Origin of the sequence: Paenibacillus sp. UASWS1643, assembly GCF_008693195.1 — a bacterium.
In the GTDB taxonomy this organism is placed as follows: Bacteria; Bacillota; Bacilli; order Paenibacillales; family Paenibacillaceae; genus Paenibacillus; species Paenibacillus amylolyticus_B.
In genome coordinates, this window is the sequence record NZ_VXKZ01000103.1 from 59,870 (window position 1) to 74,406 (window position 14,537).

The 14,537-nt window shown below is 48.2% G+C and carries 10 protein-coding genes; 3 read left to right on the forward strand and 7 right to left on the reverse strand.

Annotation, left to right across the window (positions count from 1 at the left end; all coding sequences use genetic code 11):
* Positions 1-110: 110 nt before the first annotated feature.
* The 5 genes from FE296_RS10215 to FE296_RS10235 form a co-directional block, all read right to left on the reverse strand.
* Positions 111-3,191, reverse strand: a complete 3,081-nt coding sequence (locus FE296_RS10215) for a X2-like carbohydrate binding domain-containing protein (protein WP_150364892.1) — start codon at positions 3,189-3,191, stop codon at positions 111-113.
* A 400-nt stretch (positions 3,192-3,591) separates the two neighbouring features.
* The gene (locus FE296_RS10220) at positions 3,592-4,473 is read right to left on the reverse strand and encodes an SMP-30/gluconolactonase/LRE family protein (RefSeq protein ID WP_150364893.1); all 882 of its coding nucleotides are present in this window, start codon (positions 4,471-4,473) and stop codon (positions 3,592-3,594) included.
* Positions 4,474-4,485: 12 nt separating this feature from the next.
* Positions 4,486-5,151: an SGNH/GDSL hydrolase family protein gene (locus FE296_RS10225; protein ID WP_047842445.1), complete on the reverse strand. Its 666-nt coding sequence runs from the start codon at positions 5,149-5,151 to the stop codon at positions 4,486-4,488.
* A gap of 84 nt (positions 5,152-5,235) precedes the next feature.
* Positions 5,236-6,024: an alpha/beta hydrolase gene (locus FE296_RS10230; RefSeq protein ID WP_091017368.1), complete on the reverse strand. Its 789-nt coding sequence runs from the start codon at positions 6,022-6,024 to the stop codon at positions 5,236-5,238.
* A 143-nt stretch (positions 6,025-6,167) separates the two neighbouring features.
* The gene (locus FE296_RS10235; RefSeq protein WP_124114031.1) at positions 6,168-7,001 is read right to left on the reverse strand and encodes an AraC family transcriptional regulator; all 834 of its coding nucleotides are present in this window, start codon (positions 6,999-7,001) and stop codon (positions 6,168-6,170) included.
* A 128-nt stretch (positions 7,002-7,129) separates the two neighbouring features.
* Between FE296_RS10235 and FE296_RS10240 the strand changes: the two genes are divergently transcribed.
* The 3 genes from FE296_RS10240 (at position 7,130) to FE296_RS10250 (ending at position 11,273) form a co-directional block, all read left to right on the forward strand.
* A complete protein-coding gene (locus FE296_RS10240; protein WP_150364894.1) occupies positions 7,130-9,157 on the forward strand; it encodes a beta-galactosidase in 2,028 nt (675 codons plus the stop codon).
* 438 nt (positions 9,158-9,595) lie between these two features.
* A complete protein-coding gene (locus FE296_RS10245; protein WP_150364895.1) occupies positions 9,596-10,552 on the forward strand; it encodes a helix-turn-helix transcriptional regulator in 957 nt (318 codons plus the stop codon).
* 34 nt (positions 10,553-10,586) lie between these two features.
* Positions 10,587-11,273, forward strand: coding sequence for an AlkZ-related protein (locus FE296_RS10250; RefSeq protein WP_150364896.1), 687 nt, complete (start codon positions 10,587-10,589; stop codon positions 11,271-11,273).
* A gap of 104 nt (positions 11,274-11,377) precedes the next feature.
* On the opposite strand, the gene FE296_RS10255 is transcribed toward FE296_RS10250, so the two are convergent.
* The gene (locus tag FE296_RS10255) at positions 11,378-12,892 is read right to left on the reverse strand and encodes a UxaA family hydrolase (RefSeq protein ID WP_190945121.1); all 1,515 of its coding nucleotides are present in this window, start codon (positions 12,890-12,892) and stop codon (positions 11,378-11,380) included.
* The gene (locus tag FE296_RS10260) at positions 12,889-14,406 is read right to left on the reverse strand and encodes a tagaturonate reductase (protein ID WP_150364897.1); all 1,518 of its coding nucleotides are present in this window, start codon (positions 14,404-14,406) and stop codon (positions 12,889-12,891) included. Before FE296_RS10260 ends, FE296_RS10255 begins: the two co-directional genes overlap by 4 nt.
* Between the last annotated feature and the right edge of the window lie 131 nt (positions 14,407-14,537).

A 14,537-nucleotide genomic window follows, 5' to 3' on the forward strand; every position in this document is an offset into this window, starting at 1 on the left:
CTATCTATAGTTTACACTATATTTCGACAAAATAAGAAGCCCCGACTCGCCATTTGATCATTTGGCGAATCAGGACCCCTATTTAAATCCTATTTCGTTAAATCACTCACTTATGGTTCAATTCCCCATTGAAGACTTCCCGCGATATAACCGGTGACTTTGGACCAGTCCGTATAGGAAGTCTGACTACCCGCAAAAGAATAATCATCCGTTTGCGTATAGTTGGTCCAATTGTTCTTGGAGATGCGCGTATGGATTTCCGTGCTTTGTCCTGCATTCAGAGTTCCAGCGGAAGCTGTGAATCCAATCTCAAGCACGTGGTCAGCACCTGTCCGAACTGGATTGAGTGCACTGAACGTGCCTGTTACATTCGCACTGCCAGCAGTCGCCCAGTCAGCGAAGAAGTTCTGGGGCTGTTCACCGTTTATCGTGTAATAGTATCTGATGTTCACATCAGACAGATTCAAGGCTGTAGTACCCGTATTTGTCAGTTTGAATTTGGGACTCATCGAGCTGCCCGTTGCTGAAGTGTTGCTGTTAAACATCTCAATACGTATGGTTCCAACAGGTGCAGCTGTCGTGTCTTTAATGAGCAGTTTCAAGGTCACAGGAGCGCCTGCGCTGAATTGAAAGGTTAGCGTCGCTGCGCCATTTGGCAGTGAAGCCAGGTAGTTTTTACTTAATACGACCTCATTGCCTGTCAACGTGTAATCTGTACCTGAGACCAGCGTTGCATTCCCGTTACGAATGGATACAAGTGTATTGCCGTTCAGTGTTAACGTGACTGGAATATTAACCTGATTGCCTGCTTTGCGATCAAATTCGGCTGTAACCGGTGTAATCGCAGAGTTGGTCACTGGTGTACCCCCGCCGTCTCCTCCGCCATTGTTACCTCCAACACGGTCAGCATACAAAATTCCGCGGCCATTTGTTCCGAGATATACTCTTCCATACAAACGCGGATCACCCGTAATAGTAGTTACACGAGCATACTGATGCTGATCATCATTGATACGAACCCAATTGGCACCACCGTCATCGGAGCGGAAGAATCCACGTGTTCCATCGATCTGTGCTACCGTGTATAACGCAACAACGCTCTGCCCAGGGGCCGCTTTACCAAATCCGATACTGTCTGCTTCCTCTACATTGGCAAGCTTTGTGAATGTCGCTCCCGAATCCGTAGAATGCCATAATCCGTAAGGACCTTCCTCCTCACTACCACCAGCAAACCAGAGTTCGCCTTCAACACCTGGAACGGCATCCAGATCGGCATTTCCTTCCATCGGAAGTCCGGTCGCAGGTGATGCCGTGAAGGTAGCGCCACCATTCACACTCACATAGATTTTACCCCCTGCAAATCCATAAAATTTATTTGGATTGACACGATCCGAAATCACTTTTGCCTGTGCAGGTATCCCCGTACTTGCCGTCCAGGAATTGCCGCCAGTCGAGTAATGTACACCTTTGTCTGATGTGCTCCACACCAGTCGGTTACCATTCGCAGAGATGGCTACAGTCCCCCCTCCGGTTGTGCCGGCAGGTTCTGCATTGGCCTTATACCACGTAGTCCCCCCATCACTCGACAAACCAATGGATTTTGCATTTGGATCAGCAGCATAATCTGCTTTACCTACGCGAACCATCGTATTTGGACTTAACTCTGCAAAATCCAGACTTTCTGTGGAAGAATAGTTCGGGCTCGTAAATATGGTAGCTGGCGCCTGGTCCAGATTGTTATGACGGAATCCGGAGACATCCCCCACCCCGCTTATCAAATGTGCACCACTTGGCGGGCTGATCAGATCGAGTACGGCAATCTCCTCAACCCCTTTCGCCATCACTGAAATATTGATTTTTTCATCATTATCCCAGTCTGTCAGGTTCTTCGTTCCATAGATCGTAGCACCCGTTCCATACATCATGCGATCCGAATCAAACGGATCAATCTCCAGATCACCGATCATCCAGCCCAGTTTCGGGGTTGTTTCGGGTGGGGCAGGATTGGTGCCAAATGTGAGCCATGGCGCTGCCGAAATATCCTGTGTATAACGTAACTTCCGGTTCGGATATCCTTCAAATTCCCATATGCGTGTCCATGTCGCTCCCCCATCTGTACTGCGGAACAAGGTGGCATCAGGCCACCAGGAATTTAATGTCGCAACCATCAATGTACCGGGATTCTGGGCATCAACAGCCAATCCGCCATATCCAAAATAATTATCCGTGCTGCTGCTTGGAACAGGGCTGATGTTGGTCCAGACACCTGTCGACGTGTTCAGTTTCCACACGTCACCTTTTTCCCCATCATAAGGTCCAACACCATCGCTGTACGTAATATAGAGGCTTCCGTCTGAATCAAACACACCATGATGCGGGATATAACCTGTGGGTTGACCAGCAACAGCTGACCAGGTCAGGCCGCCATTTGTGCTGCGATACACGCTTTGAGCTTTATCCGCAACACCCACATAGATTGTCTGGGTTGCTTGCCCTGCCGAACCTGTTGTTTTGTCAAACGTAATCCATGCCAGACCTACGATGTCACTGGTATATTCATTCGAAGGATCTTGCACATAATTTCCCGGATTCGGGAAGCTTGTGACTTCGTTCCAGGTCACACCGTAATCGGTACTTTTCCATAACCCATGACCACTTCGTGCACCGAAATACAGAATACTGTTGTCATTCGGGTCCACGGTCAGGCGTTCTCCCATTGAACGTCCCGGCATGTTGCCGCCCACTTTGAACGGAAGTGTTGTGGTCTGCCATGTATCTCCCCGGTCCGTAGAGCGTAAGATGGAGCCATTATTTTGGTCCCACGAATTCGTATACGTCCCAACTGCCATATACACACGATCAGGATCAACCGGGTCCGTAGCCAGTGCGTCCACACCATTCTTGTTCCAGTCATCCCAGCCGACAAAATCCGTTAAGGGTATCCACCTCTCGTCAGCCGCATTCCAGCGATAGGCTCCCCCGATATCCGTACGGGCATAGATCAGATCCTTTTCCGACTCGTTGAAAATAATGCCTGGTACAAACCCGCCTCCTGCACCCGTCACCACATTTTTCCACTCATAGGCTTCACTTGGTGCCGCCGCTGTTGTTCCAGCAAGTCCTCCCAGCGAGGCGGTTACTACGGCAACCGTCAGACCCATCATTCGCAATTTCCCCATAAACTTTCTCATATCAACTTATCCTCCTCTTCTACTTGGTTACTGCATTTCGGTCTATCCCCGCTGTCTCATCGTGCTGATGATGGCGTGCCAGACGAATCAATGCATCCCTCGATACAAGAAGCCTCACCCCCTTCCAGTCATATTTTTAAGCGCTTACATAATTGTTCTTGATTCGTGGTTATCTGGATAATACTTTCAATAAATAACATTCGCTGGCAATCTCTAAACCCCTCTGTCGAAATTCCGATTTTTGTAAATTTTTTTCAGTGTTTAAACTTGTTTATACAACAAAAAAAGATGCTGTTAGAACAGCACCTTTGTACATTTTATATAAGAGTAAAAAATGAAATTGTTTCTTACCTGGCAAACCAGACAGAAGTTCACTAAGGTTCACTACATAGGCTCCTGTTTATTTCTGGCTACCATAAGTGTGAGTCTCCTGCCCTTTAACCCCCGGTCTGATGACAAAAAGTGAGCCCGCATCCGGTGTCTCTTTCAGACGTTCTTCCTTAATCCCTATTCGTGCTGTTGTAATGTATAACTCTTCGAGATCCGGTCCACCAAAACAGCAGGATGTTACCTGATCTGCCGGCACCTCGATCTGTTGCAACAGTTCTGATGTATGTGGGTTCCAGCGTGTGACTCTTCCTCCGCCCCAGTGCGCAACCCACAGCATGCCCTCACCATCAACCGTCATCCCATCCGGAAAACCGAATTCCTCCGGTATGTGAATGACACTTGTCCGATTTTGTATCGTACCTGCCGTCAGATCAAAATCAAACCGGTCAATAGAACGTGTTGGGGTATCAATGTAATACATGGTCTGCCGATCCGGACTCCAGCCCAGGCCATTGGATGTGGACACACCTTGTACCATTGTGCGAACGGGTTGCCCTTGCTCCAAACAATACAACGATCCGGCTTTGCTTTCATTATTCATGCTCATCGTGCCTGCCCAGAAGCGACCCTTCGCATCACATTTTCCATCATTAAAACGATTGGTATCCTTATCTTGTTCGGGGTCCTCAATGGCATGCAGCTCACCCGTATGCAAGTGATACGTATGGAATCCACTGCGTAAAGCAACCACGACTTCGTCACCACGATAGGGAACAACAGCCCCGACATGTTCACCGACATCATAAGCCTGATCCTGCCCTGTAGCCGGATCATACACATGCACCTTAAAGCTTTCAATATCTACCCACAATAATCGATTGTTCTCCGCATCCCAGCTTGGACCTTCCCCCAGTAATGCCGGGGTTTGTACTGCTACAGTTACGTCGCTCATGCCATCACGTCCTTATTCAGATTTGACGCCGCCTGACCATTCGAATCCGATGGCATCCAAGAATGCTTTGGACAGTACCATATGGCCCGTTGCATCTGGATGTACCCGGTCATAAGTCAACACAGACGTATAGAAATGATCCCAAAATGGAGCAAATGCAGCCTGTGTATCCACATACACCGCATCATACTCACTGGCTACCCTGCGTACCGCTTCTCCGTAGATATCCATCGTTGCCCGCATCGGATCTTCCGGATTGGCCTCAAGATAATAAGGCGTCATTAGTACCAGACCTTTCAGGTTGGGACGAACCGAAGCCACCAGTTCACGCAATGTGGATTCGTATTCTTCAAGAAACACATGTGAGTCTGTTGACAATGGGTTGTCGAACTGACGCCATACATCATTAATGCCAATCATGATCGTCAGCCAGTCCGGTTTAAGGTCAAGCACATCACGATCCCAGCGCTGTTTCAGATCACGAATCGTATTTCCACCATTACCCACATTTTGGACACGCAACATCAATTCCGGATAGATGGACCGCAAGAGGGCATACACTTGCGCTACGTAACCATGGCCCAGACCTGAACTGCCTTCACCTACAGGGTGCTCCCGACCACAATCTGTAATCGAATCCCCGATAAACAAAAGCTTGTCGTTTTTTTGCAATTTCATCGTTATTTTCTCCTTCGCTTCAAAGCGCTAATATACGGATTACTCGATTAGTCAGAACCGTTCACTTGATACCGGCCAGAAAAATTACCAGCCTTGATTCTTGAGCCATGTGAGACACAGATCCGACCATACCCGAATCGCATGGTTGTCCTCAGCCAATCCAAGACCATGTGAACCTTTTTCAAAAACGTGCAAATCATAGGGAATGCCATGCTCGCCCAATGCAAGTGCATAACGCAAGCTATTCTCTACAGGCACTGCCTGGTCAGCGCTGGTGTGCCAGATGAACGCTTCAGGAGCATCCGCTCTCACCTGCTGCTCCGCACTGAAAGCCTTGATCTGCTCGGCAGACGCATCAGACCCAAGCAAATTCTCACGGGAACCGGCATGTCCATAGGACTCCATCGTAATTACCGGATAACAGAGAATAACTCGGTCCGGGCGTGAACTCTGGCGTTCAATGAGGTCCTCATGATCCGGTTGTCCCTCGTCATACAGCGTTCCCAATGTTGCTGTGAGATGTCCGCCTGCGGAGAAACCGAGTACTGCAATCTTGGCAGGGTTGATACCATACTGCTCAGCATGCGCACGAACATAACGTATGGCACGCTGACCATCTGTTATCGGTGCAGGATGCTGGTGAGGCGCCACCCGATATTTCAGGACAAATGCACTTATACCTGCACGGTTCAACAATTCAGCTATTGGAGCACCTTCATGATCAGCCAAAAATCCATAACCGCCACCTGGACACACAATGACAGCGCTCTCTGAACCAGGGTGAATAAATGGAATCAAATGTGGCATTTCGTCTTCATGGCCCTGGGCTGCATAAGGTGCAGCATGATCCCATAAGGGTATAGTTGTTGTCATCTTCAATCATCCTCTCCAAATAGAACGGATACATGGGTCCGTTTAAACGTTTTCGAATCTCAGGAATCGATACCATCATAACGGTAATGACCCTAACGCATCAATACCTTCCTGGCATCACTTTTTGTTCATTTGGGTACATGTTAGTACAAATTACGGAACTGTTCAGGAGTCACCCCCTCAATCCTGCGAAAGGTTGCTACAAAATGGCTTGCATCGCGAAACCCTACCCTAACTGCAGTTTCCCTAATCGTGGGTCTATGGTCTGCGGTCATGATTTCCTTGGCTTTGCGAATGCGCAGCAAAATGAAATAACTGTAGGCTGTCATGCCAAAGGACTGCTTGAACAAGGTGTTCAGATGTCTGGATGAGATCCCAGTGAGGTCAGCCATATGTTCGAGCCCAATCTCGGGATTCGCATAATGCTGTTCCATGAATGCAATGAGCGGAGCGAGTCTCTCCACGGCATGTGAGATGGAAGAACGATTGCCCGTCATGCCATGTTTTTTGAGCAAAATCAGAAATCGGTATATATCCGCTGACGCCTCGAGTCCCGACAAATCCTGATCACTTCTGATCGAATCCAGCACTTCCTGGCCGTAATCGTTGAACGGGCTGCTCTGCTCCCACTGATGGAACGCCGCTTCACCCAGACTAAGTGACTCCAAGATTGCCGGACACTGGGAACCGCCAAATGTTATGTAAAGGGTCTCCCACTCTCCTTGAGCGCGCACATATTCATGCGGTTCATTCGGTGGCAGCAAAATACCTGATGCTTCCCCCAGTATGACCGTGGACCCGGCAAACTTGAATTCTCCGGCTCCCTTCACGGTCTGAAGCCAGTGGTAACATGGATACCCCACAGGTCTGGACACCTTCTCCTGATTGCCGTTATAACCCAGGCTCTCAATATAAAGGGGCAGCGGTTGATCACGTGATGTCATGAAATATCGTTGATGTCGGGGGGAGATAAACATGGGATGCCTCCTTGGGTATAAGCTGAAATACACTTCCGTATTCTTATATGAGTCATTACTTTTATTATATTTTAAAAGTCATATGTATCATATAGTATAGGATTATTCTTATACAAGAGGTGAACACATTGATTAGCAGCAAACTGCCCAAAATGTTCTACGGGGGCGATTATAACCCGGAACAGTGGGATCACGAAACCCACCTTGAAGACCTGCGCATGTTCCAATTGGCGGGCATTGATATTGCCACGATCAACGTATTTTCATGGGCATTGATTCAGCCTGATGAAGTTACTTACCGTTTTGAAGAACTCGACCAACTAATTAATCGTTTATATGAAAATGGTGTCTATATATGCCTTGCAACAAGCACTGCTGCCCATCCGGCTTGGATGGCAAAGAAATATCCAGACGTGCTTCGTGTAGATGCCGATGGACGCAAACGCAAATTCGGTGGGCGCCATAATTCCTGTCCCAACAGCCCGACCTATCGCAAATACGCTGAGAAGATTGCAGATAAACTGGCCGAACGATACAAGGATCACCCTGCGGTTCTCGTATGGCACATCTCCAACGAATATGGCGGTGAGTGCTACTGTGACAACTGTGAGAAAGCGTTCCGCGTGTATCTGAAAGAACGCTATCAGACTCTGGAACAGGTCAACAAAGCATGGAACACGAATTTCTGGGGGCATACCTTCTACGATTGGGACGAGATTGTATTACCAAGCAACCTGAGCGAACATTGGGGTAACAATAATTCAACGTTCCAGGGAATCTCGCTGGACTACTCTCGCTTCAACTCAGACAGCATGTTGGATTGTTATCTGTTGGAATACGATGCGATCAAAAAACACATTCCGGACTCCGTCGTTACTACCAATCTGATGGGATTCTTCAAACAATTGGACTATTTCAAATGGGCAAAATATTTGGATATCGTCTCCTGGGACAGTTATCCTGGTCTCGCCACTCCTGTCAGCTTCACGGCAATGGCTCATGACCTTATGCGCGGACTGAAGGATGGTCAACCGTTCATGCTGATGGAGCAAACACCAAGTCAGCAGAACTGGCAGCCGTATAACTCACTGAAACGTCCAGGTGTCATGCGTCTGTGGAGTTATCAATCTGTGGCGCACGGGGCCGATACCATTATGTTCTTCCAGCTTCGCCGCTCCATCGGTGCCTGTGAGAAGTATCATGGTGCAGTTATTGAGCATGCTGGACATGAGAACACACGTGTATTCCGCGAAGTCGCTGATTTGGGTAAGGAATTGCAGATCCTTGGAGATACCACGCTGGATGCATCTGTTGAATCCAAAGTAGCGATTGTGTTCGACTGGGATAACTGGTGGGCCATCGAAAAATCAAGCGGACCTACGGTTGCCCTGAACTATGTGGATCAGATCCATAAATACTACGCAGCCTTCTTCCGTCGCAATATCCAGGTAGATATCATCAGTGTGGATACGGATATGAGCAAATACGACATTGTCCTTGCCCCTGTCCTTTACATGGTAAAACCAGGGTTTGCCACCAAACTGGAGAAGTATGTTGAAGCAGGCGGAACATTCCTGACGACCTTCTTCAGTGGCATTGTGAACGAGAACGATCTCGTGACTACAGGTGGATATCCGGGAGAACTCCGTAAACTGCTCGGAATCTGGGTGGAAGAGATTGATGCCCTGCTGCCTGAGCAAAAGAACCGCATTGTCCTCAAAGAAACGTACGGTGATCTTCAAGGAGAGTATGGCTGCGGCATGCTGTGTGACCTGCTGCACAGTGAAGGAGCCGAAGTCATCGCAGAGTATGGAGACGACTTTTATAAAGGCATGCCTGTCGTGACACGTAATACCTTTGGTCAAGGTGAAGCCTGGTACGTTGCATCCGACCCGGATGAGCGCTTCCTGGATGGTTTGCTGGGACAGCTTGCAGCAGCCAAGAACGTAGAGTCCTTGCTTGAGACACCAGAAGGTGTTGAAGTAAGCGCACGGACCAAAGACGGTAAACCGTACCTGTTTGTCATGAACCATAACGCAACCACGCAATCCTATGATCTGGGAACTGCTAAAGCACATGATCTGCTCACCAATCGTGAGCTTTCGGGAAGTGTTGAGATTGAAGCCCGTGGAGTGCAACTGCTCGAAATGAAATAAGCGATTTCACTTCATTGAAATCATTCGGAATAATATAATGTGATAGAAATACCTGTGATACAAAGTGTCACATTTTCATTCCTTTTATACTTGTTATTGTCTTCAGCGAGGATATTGGTATAGATTTCAGACCTTTATCGTCTTCTGTAAGCCAAAAGCTGCTACTTCCCGTATCCGTCTACACCGGATGCGGGTTTTTGGCATGATCTGTGGTCTTTTTGATAGAAGGAAATATCAGTATGCAAAGCGAATTGGACGAGAAACACATTTTAACAAAGCCTGCCGGAACATGCTTGTGAATTCTGATGCTGATCCATTATAAAATAATGAACAGTTGAAATATTGGTGACACTCATGATGTCACTTATTCTTTGTTACAATAGAAATATAACTACGACTTCACTTTCCGGCGGCGCAGATCGAAACGGAGTGGCTGACATGAACAGAACAAATCGGCTTGCTGCCATCGTAATGGCATTACAGCATGGTCACGAAACGGCACACTCATTAGGTGAGAAATTTGAAGTTTCCCGTCGCACGATTCTTCGGGATATTCAGTCCCTCTCCGAGATGAATGTGCCCATTATTGCCATTTCCGGTCCGGGAGGCGGTTTCAGACTGATGGAGGGTTACGTTTTACCCCCATTACAGCTGGACCCGGTAGAAGCAGCGACGCTCCTATTCGCTCTTGAAGGTCTAAGTCGCTACGCCGACACACCCTTTCATGAGAAACGCTGGACCCTGATGAACAAAGTTAAGGCCATCATTCCGGATGATATTATGTCGCGAATTGATCCCATGCTCAAACAGCTGCATCATCATATTCCAGACCGCAATTACATTCTTCCTCATCTGGACGCATTGCTGGCATGCATACCCGAACACGAGTGGCTCAGTGTGCTGTATCGCTCCGTATCGCGTCAGCGATGGTTGCATATCTGTCCCGCACGGGTATATGCTTCCTCCGGCTTCTGGTACTGTGAAGCATATTCCCTCGAACATGGTGAACAGCGTCTCTTCCGGGTTGACCGAATTATCGATGTCAAAGCGATCGAACCACAGGATGCACAGGTGCTTAACGAACAGGTGGATCAACAGCAGAGCAAGCCGATCCCTCCAGAACAGCCGCCAACCCTGGTTAAGGCACAACTGAGTTATCGGGGAATGATTGAAGCCGAACAGGACGAGCATATTGGTGAAAAGATGATTGAAATTGCCCCGGATCTCTGGGAATTATCATTCCTTTGTCCACCAGGGGAATGGGACTGGGCCGTACGATTCTTTTACCGATTGGGACGTGAAGCCGAAGTGGTCGAACCCCTCCAACTTCGAAGTGAGATTCGTCAGCATGCCGAGGAAGTGAGCCGGAGATACCTTGCTTCAACCAAGTCGTAGCCTGACTACACACAAAAAGGAGCCTACTGATATCATGACATATGAAGCCGTTATAACGTACGAAGAAGCAGTACAGCGTATCCAGTCAATAGGGCTGCTGCCTCTGGCACCACTATTTGCCGAATATCCTTCTTTGTCATCGCTAACCCCCAAAGAGCATTGGCACAAGGATGATGAATTCGATCCCTGGTTATGGCGTTCACGCCTGGCTGAAGAGGGCATTGCTGCATATGGAAAATTTGTCAAAAAGAAAGCGCTTCTTGTCTCATCTGAATACTTCCCTTGGGTACACCGACTGCTGGCCGATTCCAGAACCATCAAGGAACAGTATGAAGCGGGTCTGCTCTCCCGTGAAGCGTTCAAACTCCATGCGTTAGTTGCAGAACAGGAAGGCATTGATGGACGTGCCTTGCGATCACAAGCCGGTTTCGGGGCAAAAGAGGACAAAAAAACATTTGACCGTGGACTTCTGGACCTTCAGGGCTGTGCAGCCATTGTGATCAGTGGAACCAAAGAAAAAGAGGGGCTCGCAGAAGGCAAAGTTGCATGGAACAGCTCCGCATATGAAACCGCAGATCACTGGATGCAACGTCATGACATTAAGCCATTTGAAGGCAGCATAGAAGAGGCACGTGAACTGTTAACTGCGCAACTACAGCAACATGCTTCACCTGCCGCATTATCAAGCATCTCCAAAACCCTTGACATCCGTGGAATCTAAATAAAGCCAATCCCGGTTGTAGTGCAGATTTCAACCGGAATTGGCTGTGGTTCATCATATTATAATGTAACCCAAACAATTAAAAGCCTCTATACAGAATGGATTTAGAGAATTACGCCATCCTTGAATATGGCAATCTCCCGGAATCCATGCTGCTCACTGAGTGTATGGGACCGTCCTGAAGCAATGTCAATCAGCTGGCTGAACAGCTGTACTTTGACCTCATCCATCGTCTGCCCCTCCAACAGCTGGCCTGCGTTGAAATCAATCCAGTGTTTTTTGCGATTCGCCAGATCGGATTGGGTCGCAATCTTGACGGTAGGTACCGGACCTCCGAAGGGAGTCCCCCGCCCTGTTGTGAAGAGCACAATATGTGCACCCGCCGCAGACAGTGCCGTTACAGACACCAGGTCATTGCCCGGTGCTTCTACAATGTTCAGACCGGTTTGAGTTACACGTTTGCCATAGCGCAGAACGTCGACTACGGAAGAACGTCCTCCCTTTTGCGTACATCCAAGTGACTTTTCCTCCAGGGTCGTGATGCCACCAGCCTTATTCCCAGGTGAAGGATTCTCATAGATGTTCTGGCCATGGTTCACAAAATATTGCTTGAAGCCGTTCACGAGGTCCACCAAATCATGAAATACCTGCTCATTGGCAGCCCGGTTCATTAAGATCGTCTCCGCACCAAACATCTCCGGTACTTCTGTCAGAATGGCCGTACCCCCGGCAGCAACCAGCATATCAGCAACTGCACCGACCAGCGGATTGGCTGTAATGCCGGATAAACCATCGGAACCACCACACTTCAAACCAATTTTGAGTTTGCTGAGCGGAAGCGGCTGCCGTTGTTCATGTTCAGCAATCTCCACAAGTTCTTCCATCAGTCGAAGCCCTTCCTCAAGCTCGTCATCCGTTTCCTGCGCTTTGAGAAACCGTACTTTGCCTCGGTATTCCGGAGCAATACACTCACGGAATTCATCGACCTGATTGTTCTCACAGCCCAGACCGATGACGAGCACGCCTCCTGCATTCGGATGCTCCACCAAGGAGGCCAGCAGCTGTTGTGTATACTTCAGATCATCTCCAAGCTGTGAACACCCGAATGGATGTGGAAAGTGAAACACACCATCTACACGGCTTCCAAACTGGGATTGACCCATACGTGCCAATGCTTCACACACTTTATTGATACATCCAACCGTATTCACAATCCAGATCTCATTACGAATACCTGCTTCACCATTGGGGCGTAAATATCCATCGAATGAGCGCAGATGTTCCGGAGGCATGTCCGTCTGAACCTGGGCTCCCGGCTGATACTCATAGTCAAGCAATCCGTGCAGACCCGTCTTCAGGTTGTGACTATGAATCCAGCTTCCCTGCTCGATCTGCTCTTGGGCAATCCCGATGGAGAAACCATACTTCATCACATCATCACCCGGTGCCAGGGTATGCACAGCAATCTTATGCCCTTTGGGCACGTCATCCAACAAGGTAAAAGAAACGCCGTCTGGCAGGGTTATGCGTTCTCCTTTGGCATAATCCCGAAGCGCTATAATGACATCGTCCTGTGGTTGAATGGCAATCCAGTCATTGATCGTACTTGTTGTGTTCATTTCCCTTCACCTTCCAACAATCCGATTTCACGAACAAGAGCTGCGCGCAGCCCTTCTCTTGCATCCAGATTTTCGCCCCAGATCAAGGTATCCGACAACACAGCCGCTACCCGGTCATCCAGTTGGTTCTGATTCCTGTTAAGCGTGTCATAACCTTCCCAGTGTGCAGCCAAAGCAGCCAGGACATCCGGGTCATCCCGCAGCAGAATGTCCTCTCCATTCAGTCGTTGTGCCTTGTAACCTTCTGGCGTATTTACCGGACGATAGAGACACAATAATCCAGCAAACCCTTGAATTAAACGTTCTGGCCAACTTCCCTGATTTTGCTCGTAAGACAAAAGTGTAGGCAGCACACGCACCTTGAATTTTCCGATCGTATTCAAAGCAATATCTTGCAATTTGTGATTAATATATGGGTTAAGGAACCGTTCGAATACTTCTTCTGCATACTGGTCCAGCTGATAATCGGGCATATCCAGAGCAGGCACGATCTCCTGATGCACAGCTTCCCTGATCCATGAGCCAAAATACGGATCTTCCATTGTTTCTCTCACATGCTGCTTGCCTTGAAGAATACCTAGTGATGACATTAAGGTATGCGCCCCATTCAAAATACGAACCTTGCGTACCTGAAAAGGCTTCAGATCTTTCACCCAATGTACATTAAGACCTGCCTGCTTGAGAGGAAGTTTTTTGTCCAATGATTCATCACCCTGAATGGCCCAGAAATGATATGGCTCTGCCGTATTAATCAACTGGTCCTCATACCCCCAGCGATTTGTCAGGGAATCGGCTTCCTCCTGGGTCGGCGCACCTGTTACGATTCGATCTACCAGATTATTCAAGAAGTGATTATGGTTCTCGATCCATGAACGGAAGCCATCCGAATACCCATAATCCTCACTATGACGGAGGACACAACTGCGCAGCACATCACCATTGCCTTCAAGCAGCTCGCATGGCAGATGAATCAAACCTCTGGATGGATCACCATCAAATTTCAAATATCGCTGATGCAGGAAAACCGTTAATTTCCCCGGAAATGATTGGACCGGTTCACCCTCGATATAGTCTGTCTGCATATATTTCAATCCTGATTCGGTTGTATTGGAAATAACGAACTCAAGTGAAGGCAGTTCCGCCAAGTTCAGAAAGGTATCCCATTCCTCATACGGATTGATACACTGTGAGAAAATGGAGATCAACTCTGTCCGCTCAACTGGCTTTCCTTGAGACAGACCACGCGTAATCATCGTATATAATCCGTCCTGATCACGAATCTGCTCCAGCTTGGCTTTGCCTCCCAGTCGTGGTTGGGTAACGGCTACACTTCCATGGAATTTGCCTTGTCTGGCACTCTCATGAAGCATCCAGTCTGCAAATCCCCGCAAGAAATTACCTTCTCCAATCTGCAAAACCTTCACGGGACGCTCCATAATCTCCTTGCACTTGCGCTGACCATCGCTCCCCAGTAAATTCAGCTTCAACCTTGGCCGTTTCGTGCTTGCCGACATGGACACTCACCTCATCGATTATTTGTACTGTCGGAATGCAGCTCGAAGGCTCTGCACCCTTTTATTGTAAACGCTTTAAATTCATTGTATCATCAATAAAAGGAAATTAAATTGCTTATATTGCGGTAAAT